The following is a 12,744-nucleotide window of genomic DNA, read 5'->3' on the forward strand; positions in this document are numbered from 1 at the left end:
ATCCACCATAGTCACCGCACCGCCAGGTCGTGCTCGGGCTCGATGGGGCTCGCCGGCACGAGGTCGTGCTCCTCGAGCCCGCGCCGCAGCGACTCCGCCGCGTCGATGTTGAGCGGGCTGCTCGTCCACGCCGAGATCGGCAGGTTGAGGTAGCGCTCCTCCGTGACGGCGGGCAGGTCGCGGGTGGCCGGGTTGGACTCGAGGACCCGCACCTTGTCCTCGTAGCTCTGCCCGGCGTAGTCGACGAAGGCGATGTAGTCCGGGCGCGAGCTGACCAGCTCCTCCCACGACACCTCGGTCCACGTGTCCTTGATGCCCGCGGTGGCATTGCGCCCCCCGGCGGCCTCGATGATCGCCTGCGGCGCCCCGTAGGCGCCGGAGGTGAAGATCTGCTGGGTGCCGGAGTCGAAGAGGAAGACCGTCGGTGTCTCCGTCGCCTGCGGGGCCTCCTCGAGCGCGGCCAGCCGGCGGGAGATGTCGGCGGTGACCCCCTTCGCCTCGTCCTCGCGACCGGTGATCGCGCCGAGGTTGTCGAGGTCGGCCTCGAGCGCCTCCCACGGGGGCATCGTCCCGCGGCGGCCGTCCGCCCGGCGGCAGCTCTCCGACAGGACGTACCCGGCGACCCCCCGCTCACGCAGGAGGTCGGGGGTGAGCCGGCTGTCCTCGGAGTACCCGTAGCTCCAGCCGGCGAGCATGACGTCGGGCCGTCTGGCGATGACGTTCTCCATGCTCGGGTAGTCCTTGGTCGCGACCGGCAGCCCGTCCACGACATCGGCACCGTAGGCCGTCGACAGCGCCCGCCGCGAGCCGTCGAGGCCGCTCACCCCGGCGACCTGGTCCTGCGCGCCGAGGGAGAGCACCATCGCGAGCAGGTTGCCGTCGCCCGCGACGTACATCCGCTGCGCCGGCGAGGGGAAGCTCGCCTCCGTGCCGCAGTTGTCGAGCGTCACCTCGGCCGGGCGCGGGACGTCACGGGTCTCGGAGCTCCCGCAGGCGGCGAGCAGGGTCCCGGCGAGGAGGACGCCCGCGGCGGCGCGGGCCGGACGAAGGGAGGTCATGCGAGAGCCTTCCGGTCGGCGGCCACGGGCAGGGCGCCCGGGCCGAGGGAGAGGTGGACCCGACCGGTGGCCGGGTCGGTGAGCTGGACGGCCTCGACCCCGAAGACCTCACGGACGAGCTGCGGGGTGAGCACCTCGGTGGGCTCCCCCACCGCGTGCAGCCGACCCTCGTGGAGCACGGCCACCCGGTCGAAGTGCGAGACCGCGAGGGACAGGTCGTGCACGGCCGCGAGGACCGTGCGCCCGAGCCCACGGACGGTGTCGAGCAGCTGGACCTGGTGGTGGATGTCGAGGTGGTTGGTCGGCTCGTCGAGGACCAGCAGGTCGGTGCCCTGGGCGAGCCCGCGGGCGAGCATCGCGCGGCGGCGCTCGCCGCCGGACAGGTGCTGGCAGGGCCGGTCGACCTCGTGCGCCAGCCCGACGGCGGTGAGGGCATCGAGGACGAGGTGGTGCTCCCCCTTCGCCCCGACCGACCACGGTGCACGGTGCGGGACGCGACCCAGGGCGACCATCTCACCGACGAGCAGGTCCTCGGGCGGGCCCTCCTCCTGGCCGACGTACGCGAGGCGGCCGGCGCGCCGGCGCGGGGTGAGGCCACGCAGGTCGGTGCCGTCGACGTGGACGGTCCCGGCGACGGCGGGGAGCAGCCCGACGAGGGTGCGGACGAGCGTGGACTTGCCGCTGCCGTTGCGGCCGACGAGGGCGAGCATCTCCCCCTTCGCGACGCTCAGGTCGACGTCCGTGACGACCGTGCGGCCGCCGACCGCGCAGGCGAGGCCGTGGCAGCTGAGGTGGCTCATGCGCCGCCCCCGGAGTGGGTGTAGTGACGACGGCCGAGGAGGAGCAGGAAGATCGGCGCCCCGACGAGGCCCGTGACGACGCTCAGCGGGATCTCCTGCGGGCGCACGACGACCCGGGCGGCGACGTCGACCCAGAGCATGAGGAGCGCGCCCCCCACCGCGGCGACCGGCAGGACGTTGCGGTGGAGCGCGCCGACGAGGAGGCGCGCCAGGTGCGGCACCACGAGACCGACGAACCCGATGCCGCCGGAGACCGCGACGAGGACGCCGACGAGCACGGAGGTCAGGACGAAGAGCCCGGTCCGCAGTGCCCGCACCGGCACCCCGAGCGCGGCGGCGACGTCGCCCCCGGCGGCGAGCGCGTCGAGCCAGGCGTGCAGCGCCAGGAGCACGACCAGCCCGATGGCCACGACGAGCACGGACGGCAGCACCTGGTCCCACACGGACCCGGACAGGCTGCCGAGCAGCCAGAAGAGCACCGACTGCGTCGCCCGCGGGTCGGCGCTGAAGAAGACGAGGAAGCTCGAGACCGAGGAGAAGGCGGCAGACATCACCACGCCCGTCAGCACGAGGCGAAGGGGGGTGATCCCGCCCTGCCACAGCGAGACCCCGAGGACGAGGGCCGTCGCCACCAACGCGCCCGCGAGGGCGCCGAGCGAGAGCGCCCACACCCCGAACCCGCTGAGCACCCCGAGCACGATGACGAGGGTCGCGCCGACGCCCGCACCCGAGGAGACACCGAGGAGGTAGGGGTCGGCGAGCGGGTTGCGCACGAGGGTCTGCATGCACGCGCCGGCCACGGCCAGGCCCGCGCCCACGACCATGCCCAGGACGATGCGCGGGGCGCGCAGCTCCCAGACGATCGTGTCGTACGTGGGGTCGGGTCCGTGGACCCCCGTGAGCCGGGCCTGCAGGACGTCGACGACACCACCGACGCGCAGCGGCTCCGAACCCAGGGCGAGCGAGACGACGGCGCTGACGAGGGTCAGGCCGGTGAGGGTGGCGAGCAGCGGCACGACAGGGACGCGGCGGCCGCCGGGGCGGTCATGGGACACGAGGGCTCCAGGTGCATCGGGGGCCCAGATCGCGAGGCCCGGTCGGATGACGAGCGAGCCAGCAGGTTTTCGGACTCGGGTTCGTCCCGACGGGGCTCCTTCCCGGACCACGTGGGTCCAGTGGACAGTGCCTCGTCAGTCACCCTCACCGCTGCGCGACAGCTCCGGATTTGCACCGGATTCCCTCTGCACGGATGTGCGTCTGACTCGGGGCCGACCCTACGCCACGCACGGTGGGCCGTGACGACGCCTCTGACAGACTGCTGCCTCCGGCAGGGACGAAGGGGGACGACGTGCAGCGACGCAGGTGGAGGGCCATGGCGGCGGGCGCCGCGACGCTGGCCCTGGCGGCGAGCGGCTGCTCGCTCCTCGAGGGCTCCTCCGACGACGGCGACCCCACGAGCAGCTCCAGCACGCCGTCGAGCACGCGGGCGCAGTCCTCCTTCGAGCTCTTCGACCCACCGGCGCAGGGCCGTGACTGGGTCGTCCTCGTCGACGAGCCCGGCGACACCGCGCAGGTCGCCGACGCGCTCGAGGCCGACGGCTTCGACCTCACCTCGACCAACTCCGCGGTCGGCATGGTCACGCTGCGCAGCGAGGACGACGACGTCGCCGAGCGCGCCGAGGCGATCGAGGGGGTCGGCGCGGCCGTCACCGACCGACAGGCCGGGTGGACGCCCGAGCCGCCCGCCGAGCCGACGCCCGGCGACACGACACCGGCGCGGGACCTCCCTTCGCCCCCCGCGGCGCCGGAGGGTGGCGACCCGCTCGACGGGTTCCTCTGGGGCATGGAGACGATCGACGCGAGCGGCGCGCACCAGGTGACGCAGGGGCGGCGCGAGGTGCGCGTCGGCGTCATGGACACCGGCGTCGACGCCACGCACCCCGACCTCGCACCGGTGCTCGACACGCAGCTGTCCGAGAGCTTCGTCGCCGACATCGTCGACCTCGACGGGCGGTGCGAGAGCAAGGGCTGCGTCGACCCCGTCGGCACCGATGACAACGGCCACGGCACGCACGTCGCGGGGACCATCGCCGCCGCGGCCAACGACCTCGGCGTCACCGGCGTCGCGCCCGGCGCCACCCTCGTCGACCTGCGCGCCGGTCAGGACTCGGGGATGTTCTTCCTCGGCCCCACGGTCAACGCGCTCACGCACGCGGCCGACCAGCGCCTCGACGTGGTCAACATGAGCTTCTACGTCGACCCGTGGCTGCTCGCCTGCCGGGGCGGCGCCCCCGGCGACACCCCGGAGCAGGCCGACGCCCAGGACGTGGCGATCGAGCTCATGCACCGCGCCCACGACCTCACCCACGAGGCCGGCGTGACGCTCATCAGCTCGGCCGGCAACGAGGCGAGCGACGTCGGCGCCGCCCACCGCGACGACACGAGCCCCAACTACGGCGGCGAGACCCGCTCCCGGCGCGTCGACCCGCAGCGCTGCGAGCGCCTCCCCCTCGACGGCGAGCACGTCATCGGTGTCGCCTCGGTCGACGAGGACGGGCAGCGCTCGACCTTCTCGAACTGGACCTCCGTGCTCGACCGCGACCAGGTCGACGTGGCGGCACCCGGTGGCGAGGAGACCGACGGCATGGGCGGCGTGCTGTCCGCGATGCCGCGCGACCTCGCCCTCGCGGAGGGCGCGATCGACGACCGGGGGCGGGTGACCGAGGAGGGTGCGCGGCGCGTCGTGCGCGGCTGCCCGACCGGCATCGGCGACACCGATCCCGACCCCGACGGCCGCTGCGGTCTCTACACCTGGCTGCAGGGCACGTCGATGGCCTCCCCGCACGCCTCGGGCGTCGCCGCGCTGGTCATCAGCGCCCACGGCGACCGGATGGCCCCTGCCGACGTCGCGGCGAAGCTGGAGCAGAGCGCCACCGATGCGCCGTGCCCCATGGACGAAGGGAGCGTCCGCTGCGTCGGCACGACCGAGCGCAACGGCATCTTCGGCGAGGGCGTCGTCAACGCGGCACGGGCGGTGCGCTGACCCCCTTCGCCCACAGCAGGACGGGGACGAGCAGGAGCGCGAGCAGGCCGCCGGCGAGGGTGAGGGCGGCGTAGCTCGTCGAGGCCATGACGACACCCGACATGACGCCGCTGCCCGCACCGGAGAGGGCGATCGTCACGTCGATCGTGCCCTGGGTGCCCGGCCGGTTGGCCGGGACGGTCGCGTCGACGACGAGCGCGGTGCCGGAGATCAGGCCGAAGTTCCAGCCCAGCCCGAGGAGCACGAGCGCCAGGACGAGCAGCCCGAGCGAGTCGGTCGGCGCGACGGCGGCGACGAGGCCGGCTGCGAGCAGGGTCACGCCGGCCGCGACCGCCATCTGGGTGCGGCCGACGCGGTCGACGAGCGCCCCCGTGACGAGCGAAGGGAGGAACATCGCTGCGACGTGCAGGCTGATGACGAGCCCGACGGCGCCCATCCCGTGGTCGTGGGCGCGCATGTGCACCGGGGTCATCGTCATGATCGCGACCATGGCGACCTGGGTGAGGACCATGACCGCGGCCCCGACCCATGCCCCGACGCCCGGCCGCGGCACGACCACCGGCCCGGCCGCGTCGTCCACCGCGCTCGCCGCCTCGATGCGCCGGGCGAGGAGGTAGGGGTCGGGGCGCAGGAGGAGCAGCAGGACGGCGCCGGCGGCGAGGTAGGCGACCGCCGACAGCAGGAAGGGCCCGGCGAGCACGGGGATCCCGATGCCGGCGGCGAGGCTGCCCATGGGTTCGATGAGGTTGGGCCCGGCGACGGCGCCGAAGGTCGTCGAGACCATGGCGACGCTGACTGCGCGCCCGCGACCCTCGGGAGGGGCGAGGTCGGTCCCGGCGTAGCGGGCCTGCAGGTTGGTCGCCGTGCCCGCGCCGTAGACGAAGAGGGTGACGAAGAGCAGGGGCACGCTGTCGATGACCGCGGCGAGGACGACCCCGGCGGCGCCGAGCCCGCCGGCGGCGAAGCCGAAACCGAGCCCGACCCGGCGGCCGAGCCGCTGGCTCGAGCGCCCGACGAGGAAGGCGGCGAGCGCGGACCCGAGGGTGAACAGGGCCGTCGGCAGGCCGGACAGTCCCTCCGACCCGAGCATGTCCTCGGCGAGCAGCGCCCCGACCGCGATGCCGGCGGCCAGGCCGGCGCCGCCGAGCACCTGGCTCGCGACGACGACGCGCAGCGTGCGGCGCTGGACCCGCTCCCGCTCGAGGTGGAGGTCGAGGTCGGTCACGACACGCACGCCCCGGTCGGGACCGGTGTGGTCGACCGGGTGCCCTGCGCGATGACCGATCGGGTCTCGTCGAGGGTGAGGACGTAGCCGGTGCGGTCATGCGTCCGGGACGTGGCGAAGACCGTCCCGACGACCTGCCCGGCAGGCGTGAGCAGGGGGCCGCCCGAGTTGCCGTGCTCGACCAGGACGTTGACGGAGTAGATGTCACGGACGACACCGGTGCTGCCGTCGATGCCGGCGCCGCGCGCCTCGAGGGAGGAGCGCACCCGGCCGGGCTCGAGGTCGTAGGGGCCGCCGAGCGGGAACCCGGCGACGACGACGTCGTCCCCGCGCGACGGCGCCGGCCCGGTCGGCAGCGCTGGGGCGTCCAGTCCCGGGACGGCGAGGACCGCGACATCGCGTCGGGGGTCGAAGGCCACGACGGTCGCGTCGTGCGCCGGACCGGTACCGCCGACCTGCACGGAGGGGTGGTCGACGCCGGCGACGACGTGCGCGTTGGTGACGATGCGGCCCGGCGCGGCGACCCAGCCGCTGCCCGTCTGCCCGCGGCCGCACTCGGCCTGCCCGGCGACCCTGACCACGGAGGCCGCAGCCGCCTCGATCCCCCGCCCCCGGACGACGTCCGCCGACGGCGGGTCGACCGGCATGATCGGCTCGGCGCCGACGCCGGTGAAGACCCGAGGGAGGCCGTCCGGCCCGAGCGAGCGGTAGGCGTTGCTCATGACCTTGTCGGCGCCGGCGGGCATGACCCGGTCGATGCCCTGGACGACCCGCGAGGAGGTGATCACCTCCGGTGGCGCGGGCAGGGCGGCGACCACGGCACCGGCCGCGAGCCAGACGAGGACCGCGCCCACGACGAGCGCACCGGCCGCGCCCAGCAACGAGTCGAGATGGCGGGCGAGGCGCAGCCGGACGAGCCCGCGCAGGCTCACGCCGAGCAGGCCGCCGAGCTGCTGCCCGAGGCCGGCCAAGACGACGACCCCGACGACCATGGACAGGGTGCGCAGCAGGGGGTCGTCGGCCACGGGGCCCAGCCGGTCGATGACACCGGGCAGCCCCCACAGGGCGAGCAGGCCCCCGGCGAGCAACCCGAGGACGGACAAGGCGCTGGTGACCAGCCCGACCCGGTACATCGCGACGGCGTGCAGCGCGAGCGCCAGGACGAGGACGAGGTCCAGGGCGACGCCTGCCGTCACGTCTCACGCTCCTGTCGTGGTGGGTGGGCCCCGTGGGATTCGAACCCACAACCTACGGATTAAAAGTCCGCAGCTCTGACCGTTGAGCTAGAGGCCCGGGGGATGGGGAGTTTAGTTGGAACTTTGGTGCGGAAAAGCTGGGAAGAATCGGGCAGGAAACCCCCGAGGGGAGGCTACAGGCCGAACCGGACCGCTCGTCCCGCGCTCGGGGAGACAGATGGCGGAGGTCGGCGGAGTGCAAGGGGTCGGGACGGGTCTCAGAGTTCATACCGTCCACGGTGCGAAGATCCAGGCCTCGCTCAATCGAGGCTCTGTCTCGTCTCGGGAGTAGACCGCTGCCAGCGACCGCGCCCGTAACTGCGCCATGACGACTGGAACACGTCACGACAAGAACAGCGACCCTTGGTGGCTCCTTCGCGTCATGAACGTCCCACGAGGGCGGCAGGTCGTGCACATGCGCCTCCCACCATCAGCCGGCGAGAGGTCGACCTGGCAGGGCCCCCAAGACGGTGAACTCGTTGTCATCGGCGCTGGCGATGTGCACCGCCTGCTGAGATTCGCCCCGCCCGATCCGGACGGTCCCGCGCGGACCTTCGTACGTCACCCCGGCGTCCGCCACCCTCGCCAGCATCGCCTTCGCGTTCGGGCTGGCGGCCGCATCGGCGCAGGCAGCCAGCGCGAGAATGCCTTCGTAGCAGGATTCCCCGGCGTTGTTCAGTGCTGGCGCGGCCGAGCCGAAGCGAGCGGCGTACGAACCCCCGAAGTTGAGTGCGGAAGCGGTTGCGAGCGTGTTGAAGTACGCGGCCGCGACGAAGAGGTTGCGGGTGGCGGTCGCCCCGGACGCGAGGAGCATGTTTTCCTCCATCAGCGGCGTGAACCGCAGCAGCCGCTCGTGCAGTCCTTGGGTCCCGAACTGACGGTTGAAGAGCACCGCGTCTCGTCCGACGAGGAGCATGACCACCCCCTCCGCGTGTGTTTCGGCTATGCGGCCCAAGACTGCCCGGAAGTCACGGTTGCCGTAGGCCACCGTCTCCTCGTGGACGATCTCGATGCCAGCAAGAGAGGCGAAGTGCCGGATGGCGCCCATGGTGCGGCGGGGCCACACGTAGTCGGCGCCCACGACGGCCCACCGCCGGATACCCATCTGTTCCCTCAGCCATCGCAGGCCGGGCAGGACCTGCAGGGCTGGTGTCTCGCCCGAGCACAGAACCTCTTCTTGGCCAGCCCCTTCATGCAGGGAGGTGTAAACGTAGGGGACGTCATGGTGAGCGAGGACCGGGGCAATGTGCTGACGAACCGACGAGATGTGCCAGCCCACAACGGCGTGCAGCTCCCCCGAACGGACCTTCTTCGTCGTGAGGTCGCAGAAGGTTTCTATCGGAGCTCCGGCGTCCACCACGTCGAGCTCAACGTGCCTGCCAAGGATCCCGGAACGCTCGTTGAGCTGGGCGACCGCCAGTGCAGCTGCAGCCTCGCATGATGGGCCAAAAATGCCCGCTGGCCCCTGAAGGGGGATGGCAAGACCGATCCGGAGGGGCTCCATGCGGCCTCCGTAGGGGTCGACGAGGGGGGAGACGCTCTCATATGGAATAGTTGGGGAGTATGCAGGGGAAGCGCGATGCCGTCAAGGGCAGTTCGTCGGGAGGCCGCCTGCTGCCTCCCGACGAACTGGCCAGTCGTGTCCTGAGCCTCTCGGGAATGCTCCAGAGGTCAATAGCCTCCGCCCTGACTGAGAAGGGCCTCGGCGTGCCGCAGTGGCAGGTCGTCAATGCCTTGGCGCGAGGGAGCGAGGGGCGCACGATGAGTGAACTCAGTTCGTCATTGGGGATACCTGCGGCGAGTCTGACAAGGATCATTGATGGCTTGGTTGACCGTGCGTTGGTCCACCGGACCCTCGATGGCATGGACCGTCGCCGAGTTCTGGTCGGCGTGACCGAGCGCGGGCGCGTCTGGCACGGTCAGGCTGCATCTCGGATCTCGGAGGCCTTGGACCCCAAGTTAGGCGCACTCGCGGACTGGGAGGCCGCGACCCTGGCGGCGCTCCTTGAAAAGATCTCTTGACTTATTTCCATGTGGAAGTACTTTGGTGCCACCTACTCGACAAGGAGGCACGTCATGACTGACGACACGGACTTCACTCGTTCGGGCGTCTCCCGCTTCAAGACGCGGGATCTGGGAGTCAAGAGGTTCAGCTGCGAGGTCGGTGTCCCGCTGGCTGAGCAGAAGCACCTCGGTCACAACAGGTGGCATCCGGACATTCCGCCACTGGTGGAGGTCGGCATCGGTGACGAGCTGATCCTCGAGACAGGGGGCTACGACGACTACCAGTTGCAGGACGTCGATGACGATGGCGACATCCACAGCTTCGACCTGACGCGCACACACCCACTGACCGGTCCGGTGCGCGTCGACGGTGTCAAGGCCGGCGACCTGCTGGTCGTCGACGTCCTCGACGTACAACCGCTGTCGGGGGTCGGTTACTCGAACATCCTCCCCGGCATGGGCGGGCCGCTCGCGTCCTCGTTCCCGGAGGGGTACAAGACGGTCTGGGATCTGCACGGCACCTATGCCACGAGCCGCCAGATCCCAGGAGTCGAGATCCCGGCCATCAGCCACCCCGGGATCATGGGCGTCGCGCCGTCCCACGAGTTGCTCAAGATCTGGAATGACCGCGAGGACCCGCTCATTGCCGACGGGCTCGCCGGGCCCCGGGCGGACGCGATCGACCAAGCGGTGCTCAGAGATCTCGAGGGTGACGACTGGCGCCGGGTCGCCGAAACAGCCGCGCGGACCATCCCGCCTCGTGAGAACGGCGGGAACATGGACATCAAGAACCTCTCGAGAGGATCACGCGTTTACTACCCGGTCTTCGTGGACGGAGCACTCTTCTCCTCCGGCGACTTCCACTTCGCCGAAGGGGACGGGGAGGTCACCTGGAACGCCATTGAGATGGATGGCGTCGGCTGGTACCGGTTCGGCGTCGTCAAGGACGGCATGGCCCGCTACGGCGTCCGCACGCCCATGTTCCGACCGTCTCCCTTCGACCCGCAGTTCGGGACCCGGTACCTCTCGTTCACCGGTCTCTCGGCCAACGGATCGGACCAGAAGTACCTCGACACCACGATGGCCGCGGTCCAGGCCCTCGAGCAGGCGATCGAGTACCTCGGGAAGTTCGGGTACACCCCGGAGCAGGCGTACACGATCATCTCGGTCGCTCCTTGCGAGATGCACGTCGGTGGGATCGTCGACATCCCGAACGCGGCTGTCGTCCTCAAGGTCCCGCTGGACATCTTCGACAAAGACATCCTGCCCAAGCCCGAGTGATCTCGTTTGTCCCGGTGGCCCATCGCCAGTCGCGATCGGCCACCGGGACACCAGGAGGTGAATTTCAATGTCCAACGTCGGACTCTTCTACGTCGGCGCCGTCCTCATCGTCAATGGCGTCATGCTGTTGGGCGGGGTCTCGCCACGAGGGGCCGCCCCACTCAACCTGTTCGTCGGAGCGATGCAGATCTTCACCCCGACCTACCTCATCGTGACATCGGGCGGCGACGAGTCCGTCGTCGCGGCTGCGGCTGGACTGTACCTGTTCGGCTTCACCTACCTCTGGGTGGGCATCAATGCCCTAGCTGACCTCCCCGGTCATGGCCTCGGGTGGTTCTCGCTCTTCGTCGCGGTCGCGGCCGTGGGGTACGCGATCCTCAACTTCAGAGACAACGCTCCCGTGTTCGGGGTCATCTGGATGGCGTGGGCTGGACTCTGGTTGCTCTTCTTCCTTCTGCTGGGCCTCGACCGGTCGCGCCTCGGGGCCCTCACCGGGGCCGTCGCCCTGGTCGAAGGGATCTTGACGGCGGCCGTGCCTGCTTGGGCGTTGATGCACGGGTCGTTCTCGGAAAGCTGGAGGAGCGCCGCGGGTGGACTGCTGGTCGGGGGCTTTCTGGTCCTCGCAACACTCGCCCTGCACGCAAGAGTTCAGCCGCCGGCCTCCCCCTCGGCGCCTGGCTGAGGGCAGGGTCAGTGCGTTCTCATGCCCGGGCGCTCCCCCCTTCGCCCCTCTTTGCCACGCACCTGTGACGTGGGGCACAGTGGGCTGGAGCCCGCGGAGACCCTGCGGCACCCGGCCCGAGAGGACGTCATGAGCCCCACCCCAGCCCCCCGCAAGGTCGCCGTCGTCGGCGCCGGCATGGTCGGCCTGTCGACCGCGTGGTTCCTGCAGGAGCACGGGGTCGAGGTCGAGGTCCTCGACCGCACCGGCGTCGCCGCCGGCTCGTCGTGGGGCAACGCCGGCTGGATCACCCCGGGCATCTCGACGCCGCTGCCCGACCCGGCCGTCCTCTCCTACGGCATCAAGGCCGTGATCTCCCCCGCCTCGCCCGTCTACGTGCCGGTGACGACGGACCCGCGGCTGCTGAAGTTCCTCGCCGCCTTCACCCGCAACAGCACGATGCGCCGGTGGCCGCTCTCGATGCGGGCGCTCGTGCCGATCAACGGCCGCGCCCTGCCGGCCTTCGACGTGCTGGCCGCCGGCGGGGTGACCGCCCCCGCGCACGAGGCGAAGTCCTTCATCGCCGGCTACGAGACCAAGGCCGAGACCGAGTTCCTCCTCACCGAGCTGCAGCACATCGCCGCGTCCGGCCAGGAGGTCGGCTTCGAGGAGCTCACCGGCGACGAGGTCCGCGCGGCCGAGCCGACCTTCTCCGACCGCATCGGCGCCGGCATCCGCCTCCTCGGGCAGCGCTACCTCAACCCCGGCGAGTTCGTCGACTCCCTCGCCGACTCCGTGCGCGCCCGCGGGGGCAAGATCCGCGAGGGCGCCGAGGTCACCGCGATCACGGAGGAGGCGAAGGGGGTCCGCCTCACGATCTCGGGCGCCGGCGACGAGCGCTTCGACCGGGTCGTCGTCGCGACCGGCACCTGGCTCGACGCGCTCGCCAAGCCCTTCGGCGTGCGCGAGCACGTGCAGGCCGGGCGCGGGTACAGCTTCTCCGTGCCGATCGAGCACGAGCCGCGCGGCCCGGTGTACCTGCCGGTCCAGCGCGTCGCCTGCACGCCGCTCGGCGGCCGGCTGCGCGTCGCCGGGATGATGGAGTTCCGCAAGCCCGAGGCCGCGCTCGACCCGCGGCGCATCGACGCGATCGTCGACGCCAGCCGCCCGTACCTCACCGGCGTCGACCTCGACGACCGGCAGGACGAGTGGGTCGGCTCGCGGCCCTGCACCGCCGACGGCCTCCCCCTCATCGGGGCGACGGGGTCCCCCTTCGTCCACGTGGCCGGAGGCCATGGCATGTGGGGCATGACGCTCGGCCCCGCGACCGGGCAGCTCCTCGCGGAGACGATGGTGACCGGACGTCCCGCCCCCGAGCTCACCCCCTTCGACCCCCTGCGCTGACCCCCCGACGTCTGCATTCCCCTAGGGCAATGC

The 12,744-nt window shown here is 71.6% G+C and carries 11 protein-coding genes, 1 tRNA gene and 1 riboswitch; of the genes, 5 read left to right on the forward strand and 7 right to left on the reverse strand.

Annotated features, from left to right (window positions below):
• Positions 1-11: 11 nt before the first annotated feature.
• Genes JT1_RS12550 through JT1_RS12560 form a run of 3 tightly spaced genes read right to left on the reverse strand, consistent with a single transcriptional unit; the run spans position 12 to position 2,913 of the window.
• Positions 12-1,058, reverse strand: a complete 1,047-nt coding sequence (locus JT1_RS12550; protein WP_082807651.1) for an ABC transporter substrate-binding protein — start codon at positions 1,056-1,058, stop codon at positions 12-14.
• On the reverse strand, positions 1,055-1,858 hold the full coding sequence (locus tag JT1_RS12555) for an ABC transporter ATP-binding protein (protein ID WP_068326977.1): 804 nt from the start codon (positions 1,856-1,858) through the stop codon (positions 1,055-1,057). The genes JT1_RS12550 and JT1_RS12555 overlap by 4 nt, the downstream gene beginning before the upstream one ends.
• Complete coding sequence (locus tag JT1_RS12560) at positions 1,855-2,913, reverse strand: FecCD family ABC transporter permease (protein ID WP_068329181.1); 1,059 nt, start codon at positions 2,911-2,913, stop codon at positions 1,855-1,857. Before JT1_RS12560 ends, JT1_RS12555 begins: the two co-directional genes overlap by 4 nt.
• Before the next feature lie 44 nt (positions 2,914-2,957).
• Positions 2,958-3,146: riboswitch (cobalamin riboswitch) on the reverse strand.
• Between the two features lie 60 nt (positions 3,147-3,206).
• On the opposite strand from JT1_RS12560, the gene JT1_RS12565 reads away from it, so the two are divergent.
• Positions 3,207-4,901: a S8 family peptidase gene (locus tag JT1_RS12565; protein WP_169701992.1), complete on the forward strand. Its 1,695-nt coding sequence runs from the start codon at positions 3,207-3,209 to the stop codon at positions 4,899-4,901.
• Here JT1_RS12565 and JT1_RS12570 read toward each other — a convergent pair.
• The 4 genes from JT1_RS12570 to JT1_RS12585 form a co-directional block, all read right to left on the reverse strand.
• Entirely contained in the window at positions 4,876-6,126 is a 1,251-nt protein-coding gene (locus JT1_RS12570; protein ID WP_255218320.1) for an MFS transporter, read from the reverse strand. The genes JT1_RS12565 and JT1_RS12570 overlap by 26 nt on opposite strands.
• Positions 6,123-7,322 (reverse strand): MarP family serine protease, encoded by a 1,200-nt coding sequence (locus JT1_RS12575; protein ID WP_068326984.1) that lies wholly within the window; start codon positions 7,320-7,322, stop codon positions 6,123-6,125. The genes JT1_RS12570 and JT1_RS12575 overlap by 4 nt, the downstream gene beginning before the upstream one ends.
• Positions 7,323-7,346: 24 nt before the next feature.
• Positions 7,347-7,419: transfer RNA gene (locus JT1_RS12580), tRNA-Lys, on the reverse strand.
• A gap of 372 nt (positions 7,420-7,791) precedes the next feature.
• Positions 7,792-8,865, reverse strand: a complete 1,074-nt coding sequence (locus JT1_RS12585; RefSeq protein WP_068326987.1) for a substrate-binding domain-containing protein — start codon at positions 8,863-8,865, stop codon at positions 7,792-7,794.
• A 59-nt stretch (positions 8,866-8,924) separates the two neighbouring features.
• Here JT1_RS12585 and JT1_RS12590 point away from each other — a divergent pair, with 59 nt between their 5' ends.
• The 4 genes from JT1_RS12590 to JT1_RS12605 all read left to right on the forward strand — a co-directional run bounded on the left by JT1_RS12590 (position 8,925) and on the right by JT1_RS12605 (position 12,711).
• Complete coding sequence (locus JT1_RS12590) at positions 8,925-9,383, forward strand: MarR family winged helix-turn-helix transcriptional regulator (protein WP_082807653.1); 459 nt, start codon at positions 8,925-8,927, stop codon at positions 9,381-9,383.
• A gap of 54 nt (positions 9,384-9,437) precedes the next feature.
• Positions 9,438-10,646 (forward strand): acetamidase/formamidase family protein, encoded by a 1,209-nt coding sequence (locus JT1_RS12595; RefSeq protein WP_082807654.1) that lies wholly within the window; start codon positions 9,438-9,440, stop codon positions 10,644-10,646.
• Between the two features lie 67 nt (positions 10,647-10,713).
• Positions 10,714-11,328 (forward strand): AmiS/UreI family transporter, encoded by a 615-nt coding sequence (locus JT1_RS12600; protein ID WP_068326993.1) that lies wholly within the window; start codon positions 10,714-10,716, stop codon positions 11,326-11,328.
• Positions 11,329-11,349: 21 nt separating this feature from the next.
• Complete coding sequence (locus JT1_RS12605; protein ID WP_369407440.1) at positions 11,350-12,711, forward strand: FAD-dependent oxidoreductase; 1,362 nt, start codon at positions 11,350-11,352, stop codon at positions 12,709-12,711.
• Positions 12,712-12,744 lie beyond the last annotated feature (33 nt).

The sequence above is a fragment of the Janibacter terrae NBRC 107853 genome (assembly GCF_001591405.1).
GTDB lineage: Bacteria > Actinomycetota > Actinomycetes > Actinomycetales > Dermatophilaceae > Janibacter > Janibacter terrae.